Origin of the sequence: Phocaeicola barnesiae DSM 18169 = JCM 13652 (genome assembly GCF_000374585.1) — a bacterium.
Lineage (GTDB): Bacteria > Bacteroidota > Bacteroidia > Bacteroidales > Bacteroidaceae > Phocaeicola > Phocaeicola barnesiae.
This window is the reverse complement of sequence record NZ_KB894643.1, coordinates 486,641-512,476: the sequence shown is the minus strand read 5'-3', so window position 1 is coordinate 512,476 and position 25,836 is coordinate 486,641. Positions and strand designations below refer to the sequence as shown.

Genomic DNA, 25,836 nt, shown 5'->3' with positions numbered 1-25,836 from the left:
TTTTAGTTTTCCTTTTTAATCTTCGGCCAGCACACGCATCTGGCAGGCTTTACAATCGAAGCGCAGGCGGAAACGTCGTCCGTCGCCGCTCACCAGGAAAAACGGTTCCCGGTACGGAGAGCGGACCCGATGATGAGTCGGACACCACCCCATGCTGTAACGGATGCAATGTTTGCAGAACATCAGGACGGCACCGTCCGGTTGTTGTTTCTCGAAGGCGGGAGCGATACGTTCCACGCCATGTTCCCGGTAGAAAGCTTCGGCCTCCTGGTTCATGACATTTCCCAGATAGGTCAGTTCCTTGGTCGGGAACGCATGTTGTGTTTCCATCCAGCGCGCACGTTCCTGCGGATAAGTGATGCGTCGGGCCTCCAGTAATTTCTCGACAGCCTGCCGGCGTAAATCAGAAAGTTCCGACGAAGGGATGAACCAGTTGTCCGTCAAGCGGAGTTCCACCGTCTCCAGTTCGAAAGGCGTATTTCCCAGTTTTCCCAGCTGGTTTCGTAAGTTATCTTCTTGCGGAACCCGGGCCAGTTCCTTTTCGCGTGCCAGCGTCACACTCACCCGGTTCTTGTCCTCGTCAGACAGGGTCAGTGTGAACCCGAAGTTGTTCTCCTCCAGACACATCTCTACCGAAATCTTCCGTTCTGCCGATTTCTTCTGCATCAGCTTCTCGAACTCCTGGTCATAATTCCGGTACAGGCGGGTCTTCGGCTTCAGGCGAGGCATCTCTTGCGGATAAAGTTTGTTGTTCTCTACCCGGTTCACCCGGAATCCCTGCAGGCGTCCCTGTTCATCCAGGTAGCAGAGTCCGTCACCGTTGCTGAAGGGTTTCACTCCTGCCACCGTCAGGTAATTTCCACGGATTTCCTTGACTACTCCGACCTCTTCCCCCAACGATTTCGGGGTATCGAACGAAAAGATTCCCGGATTCCGTCCGTGCAGGAAATAATCCGTGAATCCCCGGCTGAAACTCTTTTCCGGCTGAGGCTTGAACGTCAGCTTCACCGTACCCGATGAAGCCCGTACATATTCTTTGCGACGTTTCAGAATGGCATCCAGCTTCTGGCGGTAATACGCCGTAACATTCTTTACGTACGATACTTCTTTCAACCGTCCTTCTATCTTGAGCGACGAAGCTCCCGCATCAAGGAGAGCTTCCAGGTTCTCGCTCTGGTTCATGTCTTTGAGCGAGAGCAGGTGCTTGTTCTTGGCTATCACCTTTCCGTCGGCATCTACCAGGTCGAATCCCAGGCGGCAGAATTGGGCACATTCCCCCCGGTTGGCACTCCGTCCGTAACAGGCCTGACTCACATAGCATTGTCCGCTATAGCTGACGCACAACGCTCCGTGTACGAAGACTTCCAGGGGAGTATCGGGGCAGGCCTGATGAATCCGGCCGATTTCGTCGAGCGAGAGTTCGCGGGCCAATACCACCTGACGGAATCCGGCTTCGGCCAGAAACTTCACTTTCTCCGGAGTCCGGTTGTCCATCTGCGTGCTGGCGTGGAGTGGGATAGGGGGGAGGTTCAACCGGGTGATACCCATGTCCTGCACAATCAAGGCATCTACCCCCACCCGATACAAATCCCAAATCATCGCTTCGGTTTCCTTCAGCTCCTCGTCACGGAGAATGGTGTTGACCGTCACATAAATCCGTACCCGGTACAGATGGGCATACTTCACCAGTTCCGCGATATCCTCCAGGGAATTTCCGGCGGCGGCCCGTGCGCCGAAGCGGGGGGCACCGATATACACGGCATCGGCTCCGTGGTTGATAGCTTCGATGCCACATTCCAGATTCTTGGCCGGAGCCAACAATTCGATAGGACGTTGTTTCTTCATGAATTATTTAATCAGATTGATGTCATAAGGAGTTTCCTGATAAACGTAATAGTTCATCCAGTTGGAGAACAACAGGTTGGCTACACTCCGCCAACGCACCAACGGCCCTTTTTCCGGGTCATTGTCGCGGTAATAGTTCTTGGGCATATCGATGGGCAGACCTTTGTCCAGGTCCCGACGATATTCCGTATCGAGGGTATAGGGTGAATATTCGGAATGTCCGGTTACGTAGAACTCACGTCCGCCCCGGGCCATCACGATATGTACGCCCGAATCGTCCGACTCGGAAATAATCTGAAGTTCCGGATGCTTCTCGATGTCTTCCCGACGTACTTCGGTATGACGGCTATGCGGCACAAAGAACACATCGTCGAATCCGCGGAAGATGGGCAGTTGCTTGAACCCTTCGCAGATATGATGTTCGAAGATACCGAACATCTTCTTGTCCAGCTGATATTTCGGAATACCATAATGGTGATACAATCCGGCCTGAGCAGCCCAGCAGATGTAGAAGGTAGAAGTGACATGCGAACGGGTCCAGTTGAAGATATCCTGAATTTCATCCCAGTAGTTCACATCTTCGAACTCCAGGTGTTCTACGGGCGCGCCGGTAATAATCATGCCATCGTATTTCTCGTTACGCATCAATTCGAAATCACGGTAAAACGCCTTCATGTGTTCGATGGGCGTATTCTTGGAGGTATGACTCTTCAGCTTCATGAAACTCACCTCTATCTGTAGCGGGGAGTTGGACAACAGACGAATCAAGTCGGTTTCCGTCGTGATTTTCAGGGGCATCAGGTTCAGAATCACAATCTTCAACGGACGGATATCCTGTGTACTGGCCCTCGAATTGTCGATGACGAAAATATTCTCTTCCTTCAGCAAATCTATGGCAGGAAGTTTATCGGGTAAATTTAATGGCATTTCTCTCTCTTTTTTTATATGACACGCAAAAGTACAAAAAACTTGTTCCCGTTTCTACTTTCCGGTAAAGAAAGGATGCATAAACGGAATGTTTTCATGTGCCTATATGCTATTTTTTATCAACGGACAAAAGTACAAATAAAAAGTAACATACAAAAAATCCGGAAAAGTTATTGGTTGACAAGTCATTCAGAGAGAAGGATAAAAGGAAATTCTACCGGAAAAATCCGATATATCCCTCCAAATGTTTATCTTTTCAAGATAGAATATTATCTTTGCCTTTGTAGCATACCATTTATAAACAAAGGAGATACAAACTTATGAAAGCATCAGCAAAAATGGAAAGCCTGTGGCAATACATCCAGTCACTCTCACTCAGCGACCGCAACAAGAAATGGCTAGCTGAAAAACTGGTAGAAGATACGAAAGCCGATGACACGGAGTATATCTCGAAGGAAGAAATTCTTGCAGGGATTGATGCGGGATTGAAAGACATGAAAGCGGGAAGGGGAAAACCTTTTGAAGAATTTATGAAAGAATGGGAAGATGAAGTACAGCATTAAGGCCCTGCAAACATTTGAAAAAGAGGCGAAACGATTAGGAAAGCGCTATCCCTCTTTAATGGCTGATATACGGACGTTAGGTAAAGATATTCTCACAACACCTCATCTTGGCACTGATTTAGGCGGTGGTCTGCGCAAAATACGCATGCGAATCACCTCTAAAGGTAAAGGAAAGAGCGGTGGAGCCAGGGTTATTACTTTCAACGTGATTATAGCCGTAGACGAAACCGAAATCAATCTTCTCTACATTTACGACAAATCGGAACGCTCTTCCATCAGCGCCAACGAAATCGAAGAACTACTTCAAAAGAACGGCCTGAAATAACCGTAACGTCCCGTCTGCAAGGTACTATACCTCGCAAACGGGACGTTTCTTATTCTCTCCAACGAAGAATCCTTACAACCGGCAACGGTACACCTCGGCCAGCAACTTTTGGTACTGGTTCTCCAGGCTCATGTATGCCTGCAGGTTCTGGTAGACATTTTCCGTTTCTACATAAAACTCGATGATGGAAAGCTGGCCTGCCACCACCGCGTCGTGCAGCATGCGGAGTGTCTCATGCATCAATGGAATATCATAGACGTCCATCGCTTCTTTCAGACGACACAATTCATTGAATTGTCCGTGCAAGGCCGCTTCACGTTGCAAGCGGGCATCGTCCAGCGTCAGACGGGCACTGAGTGCCTGGGCACGGGCAATCTTCAGCTTCCGGTGACTCGAATAGAGCGGCAGGCTTCCTCCTATCAGGAAACCGTTGCTGCTTTCACTCATGTCCGTATTCCGGCGGTAGGCCACCTCCAGTTTCGGCAACCAGTTCTGTTTGTTCACCTGCAATACCTGCTCGGCCGCCTGAGCCTCCATGTTCGCCGCCTGAAGCTGGGCATCCGAAGCCATCACCTCATCGTACAAGGCATTGAAATCGGCCGGAGCCTCCACCCGCGGATAACGGTCGGACGAGAAATTCAACGGACGGTTGCCGTTCAATGCCAGCAATTGTTGCAGGGCGGTGCGGTGTGCCGCCATGTTCTGGGCCACTTCGGTCTGCACGTTCATCCGTTCCATCTTGATTTTGTTCACTTCCAGGATATTCGCGTCGCCTTCCTGCAAGCGCTTCTCGAACAATACCAGCAGCTCGTCGGCATTCTTCTTGCGCTCCTCCAGCAATTCACGGGTCTGGTTGTACAGGACCAGGTCCAGACACAGGTTCTTGGCCTGGAGCAACACCTCCTGACGGGCCGCGTCCCACTGGCGTTCCAGGGCCGAACGCTGGAGCTTGCCGGCCTTTCCGCGGGCGGCATACACGGTAGGAAAATCGAATCCCTGCTTCACCACCAGCTCGGAACTCGTCATCCCGCTTTCTCCCTTCCGGAAGAACGGGCTGTATTCCACACTCGGGTCTTCCAGGCTGTTCTGCATTCGGATTTCCAGTCCGGCGGCCTCCAGTTCCTGCTGGCGGGCCTGTAGCTCCACATTGTTCTGTGCGACGGATTGCAGAATCTCTTCCATCTGTTGGGCCTGTACGGACGATGCGCACCACATCAGTCCGAGCCCCCATATAAGGTATCGTTTCATACGTTAGGCTTTATTCGGTAATTCGTTATCGGTTATCTCTTTCCGGTGCATCCATTCATAAACAATCGGGATGACGAAAGCGTTCAGGAACGTGGAGGTCAACAATCCTCCCAGGATGACTTTCGCCATCGGGCTCTGGATTTCATTGCCCGGAAGGTCTCCACGCAAGGCCAGCGGTATCAGGGCCAACGCCGATGAAAGCGCCGTCATCAGAATCGGGTTCAGACGGTCGAGCGAACCCTGTACGATGCTCTGGCGGACTCCCATTCCCTGCTCTTCGCGCAACAGGTTGTAGTGGCTGATGAGCAGCATGCCGTTACGGGTGGCGATACCGAACAGGGAGATGAATCCGATGATGGCCGGTATGCTGACCTCGCCCGAAGTGAGCAGCAGGGCAAAGACCCCTCCAATCAGGGCCAACGGCAGGTTCAGCAGAATGACTCCGCTCTGGGCCACGTGATGGAATTGCATGTAGAGCAACAGGAAGATGACCACGATACTCATCAGCGACGTGAGCAACAACGTGTTGCTGGCCGCCTGCTCGCTCTCGAACTGCCCGCCGTATTCCACGTGATACCCTTCGGGCAACTGGATGTTGCGGTCCACACGTTCCTGGATGTCGTTGACTACGCTCCGCAGGTCACGTCCGCTTGTATTGGCCGAAATCACAATCTTCCGTTTCACGTTCTCCCGGTTGACCGTGTTCGGTCCCATGGCGGACACCACGTCGGCTACGTTCAGCAACGGCACCTTGTTCCCTTCGGCATCGTCTATCATCAGGTCCTTGATACGGTCCATCGAGCCCCGGTTATCCTCGCTCGAACGGACCACCAGATTGAACGCCTTTCCTTGTTCGTAGACCTGCGATACCACCTCGCCGGCCATGTTCACCTGCACGAACTCGTTGAATTGCGGCAGGGAGATGCCGTATTTGGCCAGCATTTCCCGTTTCGGGACAATCTTCAGCTCCGGACGTTCAATCTGTTGTTCCACGTTCAGGTCGGCGATACCTTCCACATCGGCTATCGCGTCCTTTATCTGGTTTCCGAGGGTGAACATCCGGTTCAGGTCATCGCCGAACAACTTGATGGCGATACTGGCCTGCGTACCGCTCAGCATGGCATCGATACGGTGGCTGATGGGCTGGCCGATTTCGATGTTGGCTCCGGTAATGACCGAAAGTTTCTGGCGTACCTCGGCCAGCAATTCGGCGTGAGAGCGGTCCTTCAACTCGAAAGGCGCTTCAATTTCCGATACATTCACGCCCAGCGCATGCTCGTCCAGTTCCGCACGTCCTGTCTTGCGGGCCACGGTCTGGATTTCGGGGATGGAAAGCAACAGCTCTTCGGCCTGGCGCCCGATTTTATCGGATTCCTCCAGAGAAATGCCCGGCAGGGAGCTGATGTTGATGGTAAACGAACCCTCGTTGAACGAAGGCAGGAAGCTGTGTCCCAAGGTGAAGAAACACCCTACGGCCACCACAAACAGGGCAAAGGTACTGCCCAATACCCAACGCTTGTGCGACAAGGCCCATCCCAACGCCTTCTCGTAATGCTTCTTCAGCCATACGGCCACGAAGGCCTCCTTCGGCAGACCTTCTTTCCGGTAGTTCCGTCCCAACAGGTAGCTACAGAGTACCGGAGTCAATGTCAGGGCCACTACGGTAGAGGCGAACAGGGAAACGATGAAGGCGATGCCCAGCGGAACCAGCATACGCCCTTCCATACCGCTCAAGAAAAACAACGGTACGAAGCTGACTACAATAATCAAGGTGGAATTCAGAATCGGCATACGCACCTCGCGCGAAGCGTTGAACACCACTTCACGGACGGGCTTTCGGCTACCTTCCGGCAACATGCGGTTCTCGCGCAAGTGTTTCCACACATTCTCCACATCGACGATGGCATCGTCTACCAGCGAACCGATGGCGATGGCCATACCTCCCAGACTCATGGTATTGATGCTCAATCCCATGTAGTGAAGCACCAGGATGGCCACCACAAGCGAGAGCGGCAGGGTTACCAGAGAGATGAGCGTGGTCCGTGTATTGGCCAGGAAGAGGAACAGTACAATCACCACAAAGAGCGCCCCTTCGTACAGGGAGGTCTGTACATTGCTGATGGAGCTTTCGATGAAGCGGGACTGGCGGAAAACATCGGTAGAAACGTGCACATCGGGCGGCAGGTTCTTCTGCAAATCCTTCAGGGCCGTTTCCAGGCGTTCGGTCAGCTCGATGGTACCCGTATTGGGTTGTTTGGTTACGGTGACCAGCACCGCCGGTTTCCCCTTCTCCGAGGCCAGTCCCAGCTTCGGTTGCTGGGCGCCGATTTTCACATCGGCTACATCTTCCAGCACCACCGGTACCCCGTTCACCCGCTTGATGACCGCCCGGCTCATTTCACGTACATCGTTGGTGGAAAGTACGCCACGCACGATGTACTCGTTGCCGTATTCGTAAATCACCCCGCCGTTGGTGTTCTGGTTCATGTTGCGGGTAACTTCCATCACTTCGCCCAGCGTCACACCGTAATGTTTCATGCGTTCGGGATGCAGCAATACCTGATATTCCTTGATGTCGCCACCCAGAACAGCCACCTGTGCCACACCTCCGGTAGAAAGCAGGCGCGGACGGATGGTCCAGTCGGCCAACGTACGCAAATCGAGCATGGAAGTACTGTCGGCCGTCAAGCCCACAATCAGCAGCTCGCCCAGAATGGACGATTGAGGTCCCAGGGTAGGATTCCCCACATTGTCCGGCAGGTCTTCGCCTACGGTGGCCAATTTCTCGGATACAATCTGACGGGCCAGATAGATGTCCGTATCCCAATCGAATTCCACCCACACGACGGAGAAACCCGTGGTGGAAGAAGAACGTACCCTGCGCACATGCGTGGCTCCGTTCACCGCGGTCTCGATGGGGAAAGTCACCAGTTGCTCCACTTCTTCGGCGGCCATACCGTTGGCCTCGGTCATGACCACTACCGTAGGAGCATTCAAGTCGGGAAACACGTCCACTTCCGTATGGAAAGCGGTATAGGTTCCCCCTATCAACAACAGGACCGAAGCTACCAATACAAGCAGACGGTTCTGCAAAGAGAATCGTATGATTTTATTCAACATAGCTCAAAAGAATAAAGAAGTGGATTAATGTTGATGGGTATGCGCCGGGATAGCGTTGCTGGCAGAAGCCAGTTTCACATGGACGGCTCCCTGGGTGACGACTTTCTCGCCTCCCTTCAGGCCGGACAGGATCTCCACACGGCTACCGTCCGAAGCCCCCAGCTTCACTTCCTGCTTCCGGTAGCAATCGGCGTCCAGTTGCAGGTAAACGAAGTTCAGCCCCTGCTCTTCGGTAATGGCCGACCAGGGCAGGCTGATGACGCCGGTACGTGGGGTTCCCAGCAGATAGACCTCTACAAAAGACCCCGGCACCATGTCGCCGCAATTATCGAATTCGAAGACTACCGGCAGGTAGAACGAAGTGTCGCCTGAGGTCTTTCCGTAAGAAAGCAACCGGCCCTTCAGTTGTTCCAGTTCGTATACCCGGTTGTCATACGGGGTCTTGAAGTTGGCCGAAGTTACCTGCTTCAGCGCCGAGTAATAGCGTTCGGACACCTCTGCCTTCAGCTGGAGACGGCGGTTCTGGGTGATACTCATCAGCGGTTGCCCCACACTCACGTAGTCGCCCTCCTTCACCAGGCAATTCTTCAGGTATCCGCCCATCGGAGCGGTCACCGCCGTTCCCTTGCCGGCGCCGCCGGGTGTCAGGGCCTCGTAAGCTATCCGCGCGTTCTCGTACGCTTCGCGGATGGCATTGAATTCCTTTTGCGATACAATCTGGCGGTCCACCAGCTTGGCGGCACGTTCATACTCTTCCTTGGCCGCACGATAGGCGATTTCGGCTTTCCGGGCAGGGTCGCCTTCCTGCAGGTGTTCGCCGGTCAGATAAACCAGGGCGGTTCCTTTCCCTACCTGCATCCCTTCCGTCAGCTTCCGTGCGAAAGATACCACTCCGGAAGCGGTGGCCACCACCGTAGCGTCGTCGCCCTGAGCCGCCAGAATCTGTCCGCTCACCGGAATCACCTGGCGGAACGGAGCCGGATTGACCGTTTCGGCCACCACCCCGGCGGCCTTCGCCTTGGCGGCCGGCAGGCTGATTTCATCGGAATGTCCGGCCGGTTCATTTCCGTGTTCATGTTCATCGTGTCCGTGCGGTGCTTCCGCTTCGTGGTCGTGACCTTCTGCCTCATGGTCGTGATTGTGTCCGGCGTGGCTGTTACAAGAGCCTAGTATAAACAGCAACAAGGCTCCTCCTATAAAAAATTTCTTCATGGTTGATAATAAAAGTTTTCCTTCGTGACAAAATTAATGAACTAACCCTGCAACCAGGTTTCTTTCATCCGATGCCCGACGGCATTCGTAACCTGGTTGTTTTTCAAGAGCGAAGGAAAACAGGAGGCGCACGAAGCCCCCATGCAGCCATCCACTGACGGCTGTGCAGCTTTTCTATATAAATGGAATCAGAATTACCGATTCGAATAACGCCTGTCTGAAAATATTCCAGCAGACTCAACATCGGATAAATCAGAAAAGAAAAGGTAAAATCAGGAGAAACATCGGAACGCGAGAGTTGCTGATGACCGAATGCGAAATGGGTGGCGCACGAAATCGTACACTCGTGATTATCTGTATTGGGGGAATGTGTACAATGCCCCTCGCAGGAAGCATCGGACGTACAGGTACACCAATCAGACTTCAGACACAGACGTTCCGCATGATGGTGATGGGGAAAAACCGCTACGGCCAACATCAGGATGCTGGCTACCAACAAGCAGTATGTCTGAAAGATACGTCCCAATTCCGTTTCGTTTTAATTTCCGCAAAGATAGGACATATCGGACAAACCGACAAAAGAATCGGGAAAAACAGACACAAAAAAAACTCCGGAACCGGTGGAAACTCTCTGATGTAGAAAGATTTTCACCGGCATCCGGAGCCAGCTTATTTTGCTTCGCAAAGAAAAATTCTATTCTTCCTGTAGCGCCCGGCTACGGTCGTCAGGTCCTATCGGGTGAATCACCTTCTCCAGTTTCAGGTCGAATATCAGCGTAGAGTATGCCGGAATGGAAGTCTTGCTTTGTGAGCCATAGCCCAAATTGGCCGGGATATACAGACGGACCCGCATACCTTCTTTCATTTGTTGCAAAGCCGTTACCCAACCGACAATCAGTCCGTCGGTCAGACCGTTGGTCGTTGTAGCCTGTAAGGCGAACGTCGTCGGTTCATGCACCTCTGTATCCAGGTCGCCCGTATAGCTTTGGTCGAAGACTTCACCGTTGATAAGTTCTCTCCGGTAATAGACCGATACGCTATCCGTAAACAGAGGAGCGATACCGCCTTCCTCCGCCGGTTCCAGCACTTCCATATAGACATACTGGTTCACGTCAAAGTCTCCCCCTAGGCTAGTCCCCTGATTCTGGGACTGAAGCTTGTAGTTCAACACGCGTTCCCAGTTTCCGGAAGCGTTGGTAGTAGCTACGGCCGCTATCGAATCGATGTAATGCTCGTTGCGTGCCTGCCAGTTTTCATACGGGTCGGCCGTGGGCGTGTCTTCCGCGCAGGAGCTGAACCCGACAGAGAAAGTGAGCAGGAGGGCAACCAGCCAAAGAATCTGTTTACTCATATATTATTACTGCAATGTTTTCAGCAGACTGGTAATGCTTACCTTGTCGGCAATGATGTTATTCAACTCTGAGATAGCCACACGTTCCTGTTCCATGGTGTCACGGTTACGCAGGGTTACGCAGTTGTCTTCCAAGGTCTGGTGGTCGATGGTGATACAGTACGGAGTACCGATGGCATCCTGACGGCGGTAACGCTTACCGATAGAATCCTTTTCATCGTACTGGCAATGGAAGTGGAACTTCAGGTCGTCCATGATTTCGCGGGCCTTTTCAGGCAGACCGTCTTTTTTCACCAGCGGCATGATAGCCAGTTTCACCGGAGCCAGAGCAGCAGGAAGTTTCAGCACTACGCGGGTTTCGCCGTTTTCCAGTGTCTCTTCATGGTAGGCGGCGCTCATTACGCTCAGGAACATACGGTCTACACCAATAGAAGTCTCGATGACGTACGGAGTGTAGCTTTCGTTGATTTCCGGATCGAAATACTTGATGCTCTTGCCGGAATATTTCTCATGCTGGCTCAGGTCGAAGTTGGTACGGCTATGGATACCTTCTACTTCCTTGAAACCGAACGGCATCAGGAACTCGATGTCGGTAGCGGCATTGGCGTAGTGAGCCAGTTTCTCGTGGTCGTGATAGCGGTAATGGTCGTCACCGAAGCCCAGTGCCTTGTGCCATTTCAGACGGGTTTCTTTCCATTTCTGGAACCATTCGAGTTCAGTTCCCGGTTTTACGAAGAACTGCATTTCCATCTGTTCGAACTCACGCATGCGGAAGATGAACTGGCGGGCCACGATTTCGTTACGGAACGCCTTACCAATCTGTGCGATACCGAAAGGCACCTTCATACGGCCGGTCTTCTGTACGTTCAGGTAGTTCACGAAGATACCCTGAGCGGTTTCCGGACGGAGGTATACCTTCATGGAACCTTCCGAAGTAGAACCCATTTCCGTAGAGAACATCAGGTTGAACTGACGGACTTCGGTCCAGTTCTTGGTACCCGAAATCGGGCAGACAATTTCTTCGTCCAGGATGATCTGACGGAGTTCGTTCAGGTCCGGACCGGCGTTCATGGCTTTCGAGTAGCGTTCGTGCAACGCGTCACGCTTAGCCTGGTGTTCCAGTACACGGGCGTTGGTGCTACGGAACTGAACCTCGTCGAAGGCGTCGCCGAATTTCTTGGCGGCCTTGGCTACTTCCTTATTGATTTTTTCGTCGTACTTGGCAATCTGGTCTTCAATCAGTACGTCGGCACGGTAGCGTTTCTTCGAGTCACGGTTGTCAATCAACGGGTCGTTGAACGCGTCTACGTGTCCGGAAGCCTTCCAGATGGTAGGGTGCATGAAGATAGCCGAGTCGATGCCTACGATGTTCTCGTGCAGGAGCACCATGCTCTGCCACCAGTACTGTTTGATATTGTTTTTCAGTTCCACACCCATCTGTCCGTAATCGTATACGGCACCCAGTCCGTCATAGATTTCACTTGACGGGAATACAAAACCATACTCTTTACAGTGTGAAACAAGTTTCTTGAAAACGTCTTCTTGTGCCATTTTTCTAGTTATTTGTTGGATTTTTTGTTGTTATCTACCTTCTATAATAGGGCACAAAGATACAGCTTTATCCCTAAAAAAGAACGATTGGTCTATTAATTTATCTTATGTATTCGCCGCATTTCTCCGAAATCGTGCCTGAAAAGAGAGCGACGGGCGTCTTTCCGTGCCGGTCCTTCTGTAAAATTTGATTAAAGTTCGGAACGCTTCCCCCCGGCATTGGAATATTTTCTGTAATTTCACGCCGATTTTTGAATATCCCACTAATCTTCAACGTAATGAACCAATCCGGCACAGATAAATACACCCTTATGACTACCATGCCGGTACCCCGCCTCATCTGCTCGCTGGCGGTACCGACCATCATCAGCATGCTCGTCACCTCGTTCTACGTCATGGCCGACACCTATTTCGTAGGTCAGATCAACACCCAGTCTACGGCCGCCGTAGGTATTTCCTTCTCCGTCATGGCCATCATCCAGGCCATCGGGTTCTTCTTCGGACACGGATCCGGAAATTTCATTTCCCGGCGGCTGGGAGCCCGCGATTACGAGAGTGCCGAGAAGATGGCTTCTACCGGATTCTTCTGCGCCTTTATCTGCGGCGTATTCATCACCACACTGGGGCTGCTCTTCCTGACCCCCATCTGCCAGTTGCTGGGGTCTACCGAAACCATCCTCCCCTACGCCGAATCCTACCTGGGAATCGTGCTGCTGGGAGCGCCGTTCATGACCTCTTCGCTGGTACTGAACAACCAGATGCGTTTCCAGGGGAATGCCGTATATGCCATGATCGGCATCACCATAGGCGCCGTACTGAATATCGGGCTCGACCCGTTGCTGATTTTCGTCTTCGACATGGGTATCGCCGGAGCCGCCTGGTCTACCCTTGTCAGCCAGATATGCAGCTTCCTGGTGCTGATTCTGATGGATCGCAAGGGAGAGAACATCCGCATCCATTACCGGAACTTTACCCCCAAGCCTGCTTTCCTGAAGGAAATCGTCTACGGCGGAAGTCCTTCCATCCTCCGGCAGGGACTGGCCAGTGTGGCCACTATCCTGCTGAACGTATCGGCCGGGGCCTACGGCGACGCCGCCATCGCGGGCATGTCCATCGTCACCCGTATCTGCATGTTCATCAACTCGTTCGTCATCGGTTTCGGACAAGGGTTCCAACCGGTGTGCGGATTCAATTACGGTGCCAGGCTCTACAAGCGGGTACGTGCCGGCTTCTTTTTCTGCATCAAGTTGGGCGTGGTCTTTCTGGCCATTTGTTCCATCGTGGGCTACATCTACGCGCCCGAAGTCGTGTCGTGGTTCCGCGATGACATCCACGTCATCGAGACCGGTACACGGGCCTTGCGGTGGCAGCTCATCACGCTTCCCTTGGGGGTGTGGGTCATCCTGTGCAACATGATGTTGCAGACCATCCGCAAGCCGGTACGTGCGGTCATCCTTTCTTCTGCCCGTCAGGGCCTTTTCTTCATTCCCCTCATCCTGATTCTCCCGGTTTACCTGGGGCTTCAGGGCGTAGAGATGTGTCAAGCCGTGTCCGACCTCTGCTCGTTCCTGCTGGCCATCCCGCTCACCATCCCTGTGCTGAACGAGATGAAAAGGCAAGGATAAGAAACGGAGGGGGCCTCAAAAACGAACGGACGTTTGCTTAAAAACGAACGGACGTGTGGATGAAAACATGCTCATGTTTTGTTCGAAACGAACGTTCGTTTTTTGGGGTACGACTTATCAGCCCAATTCTATTCATTTTACATAAGTAAAATATGTAAGACACAAGAAGCCGAAGACATTTTTAAAATAGGTATTTATACGGGTTTATTTCTGAAAAAAATAGATTCACGCAGATTTTTCTTATCTTTGCCTGTTGTTTTTCCACTTAAACCCTATCTATGAGCGAAGATACATTTGACAAAGACGAACATACGATCCCTGAAAAAGAAGAACATTCTGACTATAAGCCGGTCGACCAGAAAGACGAGGCGGTGAAGCACCAACTGAGCGGTATGTACCAGAACTGGTTTCTGGACTACGCTTCGTACGTTATCCTGGAACGTGCCGTGCCCCACATCAACGATGGTCTGAAACCGGTACAACGACGCATCCTGCACTCCATGAAACGGCTGGACGACGGACGCTACAACAAGGTGGCCAACATCGTGGGGCATACCATGCAGTTCCACCCGCACGGCGACGCGTCCATCGGCGACGCGCTGGTACAGCTGGGACAGAAGGACCTGCTCATCGATTGCCAGGGGAACTGGGGAAACATCCTGACGGGCGACAGCGCGGCGGCTCCCCGTTACATCGAAGCCCGTCTGTCTAAATTCGCCCTCGACGTGGTGTTCAATCCGAAAACCACCGAATGGCAGGCTTCCTACGACGGCCGCAACAAGGAACCGGTCACGCTTCCGGTGAAATTCCCGCTGCTGCTGGCACAGGGAGTGGAGGGTATCGCCGTGGGACTCTCCTCGAAGATTCTGCCGCATAACTTCAACGAGCTGTGCGACGCCGCCATCGCTTACCTGCACGGCGAGCCGTTCCAGCTCTATCCGGATTTCCAGACCGGAGGCTCCATCGACGTGTCACGCTACAACGACGGCGAACGGGGCGGCGTGGTACGGGTGCGTGCCAAGATTTCGAAGATTGACAACAAGACGCTTTGCATCAGCGAAATACCTTACGGAAAAACGACTTCTTCGCTGATAGACTCTATCCTGAAGGCCATCGAAAAGGGAAAAATCAAGGTGCGGAAGGTGGACGACAACACGGCCGGAAAAGTGGAGATTCTGGTGCATCTGGCACCGGGAACCTCGTCGGACAAGACGCTGGACGCCCTCTATGCCTTTACGGATTGCGAGGTGAACATCTCGCCCAACTGCTGTGTCATCGACAACAAGAAGCCGCATTTCCTCTCGGTGAGCGCGGTACTGAAGAAGTCGGTCGACAATACCCTGGGGCTGCTCCGCCAGGAACTGAACATCCAGCGCGGCGAGGCCCTGGAGACCCTGCACTTCGCCTCGCTGGAGAAGATATTCATCGAAGAACGCATCTACAAGGACAAGGAATTCGAACAGGCCGAGAACATGGATGCCGCCTGCGAGCACATCGACGAACGGCTCACTCCCTTCTACCCGCAATTCGTACGCGAGGTGACGAAGGAGGACATCCTGAAGCTGATGGAAATCAAGATGGCACGCATCCTGAAGTTCAACAAGGACAAGGCCGACGAGTTCATCGCCAGGCTGAAGGCGGAAATCGCCGAGATAGACGACCACCTGGCCCACATCACGGAATATACCATCGACTGGTACAGGAAACTGAAGGAGAAGTACGGAAAGAACTTCCCCCGACGGACCGAGATACGCAGCTTCGATACCATCGTGGCCACAAAGGTGGCCGAAGCCAACGAGAAGCTGTACATCAACCGCGAGGAGGGTTTCATCGGTACGGGCCTGAAGAAGGACGAGTATGTGTGCAACTGCTCGGACATCGACGATGTCATCATCTTCTACAAGGACGGCAAGTACAAGATTGTCCGCATCAACGACAAGCTGTTCGTGGGCAAGAACATCCTGTACGTGAACGTGTTCAAGAAGAACGACAAACGCACCATCTACAACGTCATCTACCGCGACGGGAAGGAAGGCTTCCATTACATCAAGCGCTTCAACGTCACCTCGATGATACGCGACCGGGAATACGACGTGACCCAGGGGAACCCGGGCTCGAAAATCGTGTACTTCACCGCCAACCCGAACGGCGAGGCTGAAGTCATCAAGGTGACCCTCCGACCGAACCCGCGCATCAAGAAGCTGGTGTTCGAGAAGGACTTCAGCTCCATCAACATCAAGGGACGCCAGTCCATGGGAAACCTGCTGACGAAATTCGACGTGCATAAAATCAGCCTGAAACAACGCGGAGGCTCTACCCTGGGCGGACGGAAGGTGTGGTTCGACCACGATGTGCTGCGCCTGAACTACGACGGACGGGGCCAGTACCTGGGCGAGTTCCAGAGCGACGACACCATCCTGATAGTCCACAAGAACGGCGAGTTCTACACCACGGACTTCGACCTGAACAACCACTACGACACCGATATACAGATTATCGAGAAGTTCGATGCCGACAAGGTCTGGACCGCCGCCCTGTACGACGCCGACCAGCAGAACTATCCGTACCTGAAACGCTTCACGTTCGAGAATTCCGCCAAGCGGCAGAATTATCTGGGCGAGAACAAGCACAACCGGCTGATTCTGCTCTCCTGCCAGGTATATGCCCGGCTGCAGGTCGTATTCGGCGGGCACGACAGTTTCCGCGAGCCGCTCATCGTCGAGGCGAGTGACTTCATCGGCGTGAAGAGCTTCAAGGCGAAGGGAAAGCGTCTGACTACCTTCCAGGTGGACCGGATAGAGGAACTGGAACCGGTACGGATGCCGGAGCCTGTAGCCGAAGAAGCCGAGGAGGTGACCGAAGAGACCGACAACGGAACCGAAAACCCGGAAGAAGAAGACGGACAAATGAAACTGTTCTGATATGCGACATACCCTTTTACTTATATGGCTGCTACTGGTTACGTCCCTGCACGCACAGACCCGGCAGGACAGCCTGTACGCCTCGGCGGTTCCCGCATCGGGAGCCGGTACGGAAAGCCCCGAAGGGCGGTACATCCTGCGGAGCACCCTGTTCGGCGCGGGATTCAACAACGTGCTGGAGACGTATCTTACCCCACTGGAATACAAGGGACCCGAACTGAGGTTCATGCACGAAGGGATGCGCATGACCCGGCTGATGGACGGGAAGGTATCGGGCCAACACCTCCTGCAGGTGATGGCCTCGAAGACCCGGAACCCGGCCCGGAACGGTGAGATGTACACGGGCATGGTTTCGTGGAGCTACGCCCTTCACTATCAGTTCGCTCTCCGTGAAAACCTGAAGCTGCTGGCGGGCCCCTACATCGACCTGAACGGAGGCGTGGTCTACAACCGCCGCAACTCCAACAACCCGGCTCAGGCCAAGGCCTACGGAAACATCGGCGCCTCGGGGATGCTCATCTACAAGTTCCACCTGGGCAACTATCCGATGACCGTACGCTACCAGGCCAATCTGCCGTTGCTGGGAGCCATGTTCTCGCCGGAGTTCGGAGAGTCTTATTACGAGCTGTTTGTCCTGAAGAACGGTGGACAACACGTAAAATTCACTTCGGTGCATAACCAGCCCTCACTCCAGCAGCTGGTGACGCTGGACTTTCCGGTCTCGCGCGCCATCCTGCGCGTCGGCTACCTGTGCGACATCCGCCAGGCGAAGGTCAATCATCTGAAAAGCCACCTGTATTCGCACGATTTCCTCATCGGATTCGTGCGGAACCTGTACCTGTTCCGGGAGAAAAGACAGGTCAGCATGCCCGAAAAACAGACTCCATTCTAAAGCCTTATGAAACGATTGAAATTCTTTCTTCTTATCCTGATGTGCGGCCTGTGCGGCATTTCCTGCATCCGCGAAGAGGTGTCCGGCAACAGCCCGGAAGCCAACTTCGAATCGTTGTGGCGCATCATCGACCAACAATACTGTTTCCTGGACTACAAGCAGGAGGTGTACGGCCTGGACTGGGACGAGGTGCACGAACGGTACGCCAAACGCATCGCTCCGGACATGTCGTCGGAGGCCCTGTTCGAGGTCCTCTCGGACATGGTGAACGAGCTTCGTGACGGTCACGTGAACCTGAGCAGCTCGATGGCCACCTCGCAATACCGGGAATGGTTCGACAGCTACCCGCACAACTTCAGCGACAGCATCCAGAGCAATTACCTGGGAAAAGATTATACCATCTCTTCCGGCCTGACGTACCAGATACTGGAAAACAACATCGGCTACATCTATTGCTCCAGCTTCTCCAACGGCATCGGCGACGGGAACCTGGACCAGACCCTGAACCGGCTGGCCATCTGCGACGGACTGATCATCGACGTGCGCGACAACGGAGGCGGAAACCTTACTACGGCCCAACGGCTGGCCGGCCGCTTCACGAACGAAAAGGTGCTGGTGGGCTACATGACGCACAAGACCGGCCCCGGACACAACGATTTCTCCGACCCGGCTCCGGTCTACCTGGAGTCTTCTACGGGCATCCGGTGGCAGAAGAAGGCGGTGGTGCTGACCAATCGCCGCTCGTTCAGCGCCACGAACGATTTCGTGAACTGTATGCGCCAGCTTCCCCTGGTCACCATCGTGGGCGACAAGACCGGAGGAGGTTCGGGCCTCCCGTTCAGCTCGGAAATTCCGAACGGCTGGTCCATCCGTTTCTCGGCCAGCCCCATGTACGATACGGACATGAACCAGCTGGAGTTCGGCATCGACCCGGACATCAAGGTGGATATGACGAGCGAGGACATGCAACGGGGTAAAGACACGATGATAGAAAAGGCTTGCGAAATCTTGAAGAATTGAGCGAAGCCTTAAAGAATTGAACGAAATCTTGAAGAGTTGAGCGAAGCCTTAAAGATTTGAGTGAAATCTTGAAGAATTGAGTGAAGCCTTAAAGAATTGAGCGCAATATTTGGTGGTTTCAAAAACTTGTCCTATCTTTGTACCCGCTAAAGGAAAACAATTCCTTTCTGCGCCTGTGGCGTAATTGGTAGCCGCGCCAGACTTAGGATCTGGTGTCGTGAGACGTGTAGGTTCGAGTCCTATCAGGCGCACGCAAAAAAAGCTAATCGCTTACCGAGAAGTAAGAGGTTAGCTTTTTTTATCGTTGTAGGGAGTTTACAGACCCCAAAGCCCCGGCAGGCATACTTGCCGGAGAATCATCCCCATCAATTCCCCCGGTAGGTGGAATAACCGTAGGGTGAGAGCGTGATAGGAACATGATAATGCGCATTGTCCTTTATCTGAAAAACGACCTCGATGAACGGATAGAAAGAGTCCTGTCCCTGTGCTTCGAAATAAGGTCCTACCTGATACGTCAGCTTATAGATTCCCGGATGACCTTCGGGAGTAGCTTCCAGAAAATCTTTCACCCGTCCGTTCTCATCGGTCTTGCGCTCCTCTATCACGCTCCATCGGCCCGAAGTATCCTGTCTGCTCAAACTAATAGTTACCCCTGGAGCCGGTTTTCCGGTATGAATGTCCAGTATGTGGCTGGACAACTGATAACTCTTGTCTTGCGCTATTCCTGTCAAAGAAAAGAAAGTGAAGAATAGCAGGAAAATAAAATTCTTCTTCATAACAATTGACTTTTAAAATTTGTATCGATTACAAAGATAAAAGAATTTCTTGTCTTTTGACACGTGGCATGAACGAAGCATCTTATTTTACATTTTATTAAGAAGCCCTTCACCGCACAATCGACCGATACACCTCGCCGGCCACCTCGATGGGGTCGCCTTCCGCTTGTGCCGGATAGGCGTTATGCTGTAATGTCCAAGGTTCCTCCAACGCATAGAAATCGATTTCGGCGGAAGGTTTTCCTTCCAGGCGGGCGGCCAGTTCATCGAACCAGGTTTTCCAACGCAGGTAATAGAAATCGCGGAGCAGTCCGTTCCATTCCTTGTGGGCATAGTCGCGCAATCCGCCCTCATCGGCGGCTATGCGGTTGCCCCACGTAGTGACCTGTACACGGGCGTTCCACTCATATAGGTCTTTCTCCACCTCCGTCTGTCCGAGGGCGCGCGCCATGCCAATCCAGCGGCCGACCTTGAACTCCGGACGGGTGGCCAACAACCTGTCCTGACACAAAATCAAATCGAGGAAACTGGAAGAAGCCGCCCGGAACAGCTCCCTGTCGCCGGAGCGGAAGGCACTGATGACCACCGGGTAGACCAGACGGCCCTTCTCGGCCACCGCCTGCCGCACGATGTCCACCAGGTCGTATTCGAAATTATCGTTTCCACGGAAGGATTCGGCATGCTCCAGCATCAGCCCGGCGGCCTTGATGACATCCTCCGGCCGGTAATAATCCGACATCTCCGACCAACTGGAGACCTGATAGGTATGGAAGGAAGGACGGGCACAGAAGACCGATTCGTGGGTGCCCTGCTGCACCGACGATGCCGGACAATTGTAGATGGAATTGCTCAGCATCTGCCAGGCCTGCTGAACCTTTTCGTCCGATTTCCCGTAACGGGCCTTGACGTAGCCGGCCAGCCACTCGTCCTTGGAGAACCGTTCCGCACGCCAAGGGAGTTCGCACAGGAGTTCGTACATCACGGGATTGTTTTCGATACCTTCCATCGTCATGCCTACCCCCTTCAGCCTTTCACCGAAGGGGCTTTCTTTGGCCTTGTAGAATTCATGGATGACGTGGGCCATCTTGCCATGCAGACCGACGTTTCCCCCGTAGTTCAGCAACATGCAATACAGCCAGTCGTGCGGTCCGAAACCTTCTTTGCGGTACCAGGTGGAGGACGCGTCGCCCCACTGGGGACGGCTCTCGGAAAACAAGTCGAGCACCACCACATCGCCAGCCGGCAAGTCCTTGATCATGTCCGGCCGCGGATTGGCTCCCCACGCCTGAACCACCCAGGCCGAACGGGGATTGGCCCGCTTCATGGCCTTCCAGATGGCCTGTCCAGCCAGATTCAGGTCCACGCCGGCGGTACTTCCCCCTTCGTGGAACGGGTCCATGCTGTAATAATCCGCCTTGCCGTACAGGCGGGTCAGCTCCTTGTAATACAAACGGGCGATACGTTCAAAGTTCGGGTCGGTAGGTTGCAGGAAAGCCGGACGGTTATAGCCGCACCAGATGCCCGGGTCGGCCACATCCAGCCCCAGTTTCTCCTTCGCGTTGTGCGGTACCATGCCCGAGTAACCCGGCAATACGGGATGGATGCCGTACTCGCGCATCCGCTTCAGGATACGTTTCTGAAGCTTTTCCTGATGGGCATACCAACTTTCCGGATTCGGTCCTCCCCATCCTTCCAGGTTGTTCATCAGCCACCATGCCTGAAAAGCCGGCCCGGCAATGAAATCGCCGACTTCCTTTTCGGTATAGCCCAAATCCAGCAAGACATTCCTCCAGACCACATCTGTCCCGACCATCGCCAGGGGCAGGTTGATGCCGTGCAAGGCCATCCAGTCGATTTCCTGTTCCCAGCGGTCCCAGTCCCAGAAAGCCATGCTATAGGAGAAGGTGCAATAATTGAGGTCATACCGGTAGGGAAGCGTGGTTTCGTGGCGTTCCTTGCGGGTTATTTTCGGCAAGACATCCGGCAAATCCGCCCGCATGTTGTTCCAGGACAGATGGATGCCTGCATAATATTTCAGGTACCAGTTGATGCCGGTAGCGATACTCACGTAATTGTTTCCTCGGACCACGACCTTGTCACCCTGCTGGTCCAGCTCGAAGAAGTCATGCTCCGCTTTCCGAAGCTCAATCCGGAACCTGGACGAGGCTCCCGGGTCTATCCGTTCCAGCAATCCCGTTATCGGCGAAGCGCACAGGCATCCGACGAACAGGCAACAACCGATCAGTAATGCGATTCTTTTCATGTAGAGTTTTCTTTAAGGTTACCCTGCAAAAGTACAACTTGTCCGTTAAAATCCGGCATCATCGTCCGATTTAGTTGTTCCGCCGGCCAGACTTCGCGTACAAAAACCCGGACACTGTTGGAAATATCGGCGGGAATGCCTTCTTTTGCAACCGGAAACCAAGGTATTTTCAACCCACCCAAAGAAATCAAAAGACATGAAAGACACGAACCGTATCGTATGGGCGGATTTTCTTCGCCTGATTGCTATCCTGATGGTTATCTGCATCCATTGCGCCGACCCCTTCAACGTTTCACCCGAAGCCCGCTCGAATCCGGAATACAATTTCTGGGGAAGCATCTACGGAGCGTTCCTGCGTCCGTGCGTCCCCCTGTTTGTCATGCTGACCGGTATGCTCCTGCTCCCCGTGCGCGAGGAAACTGGCCCCTTCTACAAGAAAAGGATGATGCGCGTACTGGTACCCTTCGTCGTCTGGTCTTTCCTGTACACCATTTTCCCGTGGCTGACCGGCCTTGTCGGGCTGGACAGCTCCATCCTCACCAGAATGTTCGCCTACGCCGGCGAATCCCCTTCGCAAAGCCTGGGCGATAGCCTGCACAACCTGTGGATGATTCCCTTCAACTTCCATACGTACACCGTCCACCTGTGGTACATCTACATGTTGCTGGGCCTGTACCTGTACTTGCCGTTCTTCTCTGCCTGGGTGAAACAGGCCTCGAAGAAACAGATCCGGATTTTCCTGGGCTTGTGGTGCATTACGCTATTCCTGCCTTATTGCCGGGAATTCCTCTCCGAGAACCTCGGCGGCACGTGTGCCTGGAACGATTTCGGAATCCTCTATTATTTCTCCGGCTTCTGCGGCTACCTGCTTCTGGGTTCATACCTGAAAGATACCGGCAACCGACTCTCGGCGGGAAAGACCGTCGGCCTCTCCATCATCCTGTTCGCCGTCGGCTATGCCGTCACTTATGACGGGTTCCGCGAAATGACCGCCCGGCCGGATGCCACCGAACGCCAGGTAGAACTTTTCTTCCTGTACTGCTCGCCCAATGTGATGATGATGACCGTAGCGGTCTGGCTTCTGGCACAGAAGGTGAAGATAACATCGGCTTTCCTTGTCCGTGCCCTGGCCAACCTGACCCGGTGCGGATTGGGTATCTACCTGATTCACTACTTCCTGGTGGGTACCGGTTATCTGGTGGTGGACAATCTGGGTTTGCCTGTACCGTTACGGGTTCCTGTCACGGCCCTGCTGGTATTCACGGTGGCCTGGGGCCTTGTAGCGGGATGCTACAGGGCTTTCCCGAGAGCCGCCAGGTGGGTGATGGGGTAATCCGGGTGTCCGGGCCCGGTGCTGGCGGTAAATTTACATTTATAAACCATTGTCTTTACTGACCCTAATTCTTACCTTCATGTTTCATGAACGAAAGAATGTTACAATTTCTCGCTATTTGGTGAAAAAAAATAGCGGAAATAAGTTTGTTTGTAGAAAAATGTTCTTATATTTGCCACGCTATAAAATTACACAATATGACAATTTTCAACATCCATATCACAACCATGGGGATGGGGCGTTTCTTGACCGCCACCTCTTTCTTCTCAGGGACTACCCCTCGGGGGTAAGGATTGTATATTGGTGTTTCTACGTGATACACGCTTACGGACGTAAGCATTTATTTCTATCTTATTATTTATTCTGATTTTTTTCCGGCTTTTTCTTCCTCACCGGGGAGCGGAAAGTGTAAAATAATTGTGTATACCTATGAAAGTATTGAAATTCGGTGGAACGTCTGTAGGTTCCGTCAACAGCATGTCGAGTGTGAAAAAGATTGTTGAGGCAATTGATGAAAAGGTGATTGTGGTCGTTTCCGCATTGGGGGGAATTACGGACAAGTTGATTAATACCTCGAAGATGGCTACGGCGGGCGATTCGGCTTACGAAAAGGAAATGAAGGAAATCGTCAATCGCCACATCGAAATGGTCTATACGGTGATACCGGCCGGGAAACAACGTGAAATCCTGTTGGACCAAGTGAACGAACTCCTGAGCGAGCTGAAGGATATCTTCCAGGGCATCTACCTGATTCGTGACTTGTCGCCGAAGACCTCCGCTACCATCGTAAGCTACGGCGAACGCCTTTCGTCCATCATCGTCACCGCCCTGATCAAGAATGCCCAGTGGTTCGACTCACGTACTTTCATCAAGACCGAAAAGAAACATAACAGACATATCCTGGATTCGGAACTGACCACCCAGCTGGTGAAGGAAGCTTTCAGGGAACTTCCGCAGGTGTCGGTGGTGCCCGGATTCATTTCCAGCGACAAGAATACCGGTGAGATTACGAACCTGGGCCGGGGAGGTTCCGATTATACCGCTTCCATCATTGCGGCCGCGCTGGAAGCCGATATCCTTGAAATCTGGACCGATGTGGACGGCTTCATGACGGCCGACCCGCGCGTCATCAGTACGGCTTATCCGATAACGGAATTGAGCTACGTGGAGGCGATGGAGCTCTGTAACTTCGGCGCGAAGGTGGTTTATCCGCCGACTATCTATCCGGTGTGCCACAAGAATATTCCGATTCTCATCAAGAATACGTTCAATCCGGACGCTCCGGGAACCATCATCAAGCAGGAGGCCGACCATTTCTCGAAGGCCATCAAGGGTATCTCGTCCATCAACGATACGTGTCTGATTACCATGACCGGTCTGGGCATGGTGGGTGTCATCGGAGTGGATCACCGTCTGTTCCGTGCGCTGGCCGAGAACGGCATCAGCGTGTTCCTGGTTTCGCAGGCTTCTTCCGAGAACTCCATTTCCATCGGTGTACGGAACGGAGAGGCCGAACTGGCATGCTCCCTGCTGAACGAGGAATTCGCCAAGGAAATCGAAATGGGTGAAATCAGCCCGATGAAGGTGGAAGGCGGACTGGCTACCGTAGCGATTGTAGGCGAGAACATGAAACATACGCCGGGTATCGCCGGGAAGCTGTTCGGTACGTTGGGACGGAACGGTATCAATGTCATCGCATGCGCACAGGGAGCTTCAGAGACCAACATCTCGTTTGTGGTAGACGGCGCTTCGCTCCGCAAGACCCTGAACGTGATTCACGACTCCTTTTTTCTTTCGGAATATCAGGTGCTGAATCTTTTCGTCTGCGGTATCGGAACCGTAGGCCATAGCCTGTTGGAGCAGATTCACGGCCAGCAGGAACGCTTGAAGAAGGAACGCGGACTGAAGCTGAGAGTCGTAGGCATCGCCAACGGACATCAGGCGTACTTCTGCCGCCAGGGCATCGATTTGGCGAACTTCCGCCAGGAACTGGACGAGAAGGGGGTACCGTCGTGCACCCAGTTGCTACACGACGAGGTCATCGGTATGAACATCTTCAATTCGGTGTTTGTGGATTGTACCGCAAGCCCGGAAATCGCCGGCCTGTACAAGGACTTCCTGAAGCACAACATTTCGGTGGTGGCCGCCAATAAGATAGCCGCCTCTTCGGATTATGAAATCTATGCGGAACTGAAGCAGATAGCCCGCCAGCGTGGAGTGAAATTCCTCTTCGAGACGAACGTAGGTGCCGGACTTCCGGTCATCAATACCATCAACGACCTGATAAACAGCGGTGATAAGATTCTGAAGATTGAAGCGGTGCTGAGCGGTACGTTGAATTACATCTTCAATACCTTGAGCGCGGAAGTCCCGTTGAGCGAAACCATCCGCAGAGCCAAGGAGGAAGGCTATTCCGAGCCGGACCCGCGCATCGATCTGAGTGGAAAGGACGTCATCCGGAAACTGGTCATCCTGGCCCGTGAAGCCGGTTACCGCCTGAACCAGGAAGACGTGGTGAAACACCTGTTCATTCCGGATGAATTCTTCGAAGGTACCCTGGACGATTTCTGGACCAAGATTCCGCAACTGGATGCCGATTTCGAGAAACAACGCCAGAAACTGGAGGCCGAAGACAAACGCTGGCGTTTCGTGGCCAAGCTGGAAGACGGCAAGGGAACGGTTTCCCTGCAGGAAGTGGGGCACGACCATCCGTTCTATACCCTGGAAGGAAGTAACAATATAATTCTGCTGACAACTGAACGATATAACGAATACCCGATGCTGATTCAGGGATACGGTGCCGGTGCCGGTGTGACCGCGGCCGGTGTGTTCGCTGACATCATGAGCATCGCTAACATTTAGGA

Annotated in this window: 18 protein-coding genes and 1 tRNA gene; 9 read left to right on the top strand and 10 right to left on the bottom strand. The window is 53.2% G+C overall.

Annotated elements, in window-relative coordinates; genetic code table 11:
* Nucleotides 1-15: 15 nt before the first annotated feature.
* The gene (locus C510_RS0102110; protein WP_018709689.1) at nt 16-1,845 is read right to left on the bottom strand and encodes a peptidase U32 family protein; all 1,830 of its coding nucleotides are present in this window, start codon (nt 1,843-1,845) and stop codon (nt 16-18) included.
* Between the two features lie 3 nt (nt 1,846-1,848).
* Complete coding sequence (gene metA, locus C510_RS0102105; RefSeq protein WP_018709688.1) at nt 1,849-2,772, bottom strand: homoserine O-acetyltransferase MetA; 924 nt, start codon at nt 2,770-2,772, stop codon at nt 1,849-1,851.
* Between the two features lie 320 nt (nt 2,773-3,092).
* Here metA and C510_RS0102100 point away from each other — a divergent pair, with 320 nt between their 5' ends.
* Both C510_RS0102100 and C510_RS0102095 read left to right on the top strand, forming a co-directional pair.
* A complete protein-coding gene (locus C510_RS0102100) occupies nt 3,093-3,335 on the top strand; it encodes a hypothetical protein (protein ID WP_025892086.1) in 243 nt (80 codons plus the stop codon).
* On the top strand, nt 3,319-3,660 hold the full coding sequence (locus tag C510_RS0102095; protein WP_018709686.1) for a type II toxin-antitoxin system RelE/ParE family toxin: 342 nt from the start codon (nt 3,319-3,321) through the stop codon (nt 3,658-3,660). Before C510_RS0102100 ends, C510_RS0102095 begins: the two co-directional genes overlap by 17 nt.
* A 72-nt stretch (nt 3,661-3,732) precedes the next feature.
* On the opposite strand, the gene C510_RS0102090 is transcribed toward C510_RS0102095, so the two are convergent.
* The 6 genes from C510_RS0102090 to C510_RS0102065 all read right to left on the bottom strand — a co-directional run bounded on the left by C510_RS0102090 (nt 3,733) and on the right by C510_RS0102065 (nt 12,142).
* Entirely contained in the window at nt 3,733-4,908 is a 1,176-nt protein-coding gene (locus C510_RS0102090) for a TolC family protein (RefSeq protein WP_025892087.1), read from the bottom strand.
* 3 nt (nt 4,909-4,911) lie between these two features.
* Nucleotides 4,912-8,028, bottom strand: a complete 3,117-nt coding sequence (locus C510_RS0102085; protein WP_026320070.1) for an efflux RND transporter permease subunit — start codon at nt 8,026-8,028, stop codon at nt 4,912-4,914.
* A 24-nt stretch (nt 8,029-8,052) separates the two neighbouring features.
* Nucleotides 8,053-9,240: an efflux RND transporter periplasmic adaptor subunit gene (locus tag C510_RS0102080; RefSeq protein WP_018709683.1), complete on the bottom strand. Its 1,188-nt coding sequence runs from the start codon at nt 9,238-9,240 to the stop codon at nt 8,053-8,055.
* A 103-nt stretch (nt 9,241-9,343) separates the two neighbouring features.
* The gene (locus C510_RS17280; protein ID WP_022340426.1) at nt 9,344-9,766 is read right to left on the bottom strand and encodes a DUF6769 family protein; all 423 of its coding nucleotides are present in this window, start codon (nt 9,764-9,766) and stop codon (nt 9,344-9,346) included.
* 168 nt (nt 9,767-9,934) lie between these two features.
* The gene (bamJ, locus tag C510_RS0102070) at nt 9,935-10,591 is read right to left on the bottom strand and encodes a BamJ family beta-barrel-assembly machinery protein (RefSeq protein ID WP_018709681.1); all 657 of its coding nucleotides are present in this window, start codon (nt 10,589-10,591) and stop codon (nt 9,935-9,937) included.
* Between the two features lie 6 nt (nt 10,592-10,597).
* Entirely contained in the window at nt 10,598-12,142 is a 1,545-nt protein-coding gene (locus tag C510_RS0102065; protein WP_018709680.1) for a glycine--tRNA ligase, read from the bottom strand.
* Nucleotides 12,143-12,420: 278 nt separating this feature from the next.
* Here C510_RS0102065 and C510_RS0102060 point away from each other — a divergent pair, with 278 nt between their 5' ends.
* The 5 genes from C510_RS0102060 (at nt 12,421) to C510_RS0102035 (ending at nt 18,851) form a co-directional block, all read left to right on the top strand.
* A complete protein-coding gene (locus C510_RS0102060; protein WP_025892089.1) occupies nt 12,421-13,767 on the top strand; it encodes an MATE family efflux transporter in 1,347 nt (448 codons plus the stop codon).
* Between the two features lie 278 nt (nt 13,768-14,045).
* Nucleotides 14,046-16,688, top strand: coding sequence for a DNA gyrase/topoisomerase IV subunit A (locus C510_RS0102050; RefSeq protein ID WP_018709677.1), 2,643 nt, complete (start codon nt 14,046-14,048; stop codon nt 16,686-16,688).
* A 1-nt stretch (nt 16,689) separates the two neighbouring features.
* Nucleotides 16,690-17,580 (top strand): DUF3316 domain-containing protein, encoded by an 891-nt coding sequence (locus tag C510_RS0102045; RefSeq protein ID WP_018709676.1) that lies wholly within the window; start codon nt 16,690-16,692, stop codon nt 17,578-17,580.
* Between the two features lie 6 nt (nt 17,581-17,586).
* Entirely contained in the window at nt 17,587-18,600 is a 1,014-nt protein-coding gene (locus C510_RS0102040) for a S41 family peptidase (RefSeq protein ID WP_018709675.1), read from the top strand.
* A gap of 169 nt (nt 18,601-18,769) precedes the next feature.
* Nucleotides 18,770-18,851: transfer RNA gene (locus tag C510_RS0102035), tRNA-Leu, on the top strand.
* Nucleotides 18,852-18,965: 114 nt separating this feature from the next.
* On the opposite strand, the gene uraH is transcribed toward C510_RS0102035, so the two are convergent.
* On the bottom strand, nt 18,966-19,376 hold the full coding sequence (gene uraH / locus C510_RS0102030; RefSeq protein WP_018709674.1) for a hydroxyisourate hydrolase: 411 nt from the start codon (nt 19,374-19,376) through the stop codon (nt 18,966-18,968).
* Nucleotides 19,377-19,485: 109 nt separating this feature from the next.
* The gene (locus C510_RS0102025; RefSeq protein WP_018709673.1) at nt 19,486-21,639 is read right to left on the bottom strand and encodes an alpha-N-acetylglucosaminidase; all 2,154 of its coding nucleotides are present in this window, start codon (nt 21,637-21,639) and stop codon (nt 19,486-19,488) included.
* Between the two features lie 196 nt (nt 21,640-21,835).
* Here C510_RS0102025 and C510_RS0102020 point away from each other — a divergent pair, with 196 nt between their 5' ends.
* The gene (locus tag C510_RS0102020; protein WP_018709672.1) at nt 21,836-22,972 is read left to right on the top strand and encodes an acyltransferase; all 1,137 of its coding nucleotides are present in this window, start codon (nt 21,836-21,838) and stop codon (nt 22,970-22,972) included.
* 429 nt (nt 22,973-23,401) lie between these two features.
* Nucleotides 23,402-25,834 (top strand): bifunctional aspartate kinase/homoserine dehydrogenase I, encoded by a 2,433-nt coding sequence (thrA, locus tag C510_RS0102010; protein WP_018709670.1) that lies wholly within the window; start codon nt 23,402-23,404, stop codon nt 25,832-25,834.
* Nucleotides 25,835-25,836 lie beyond the last annotated feature (2 nt).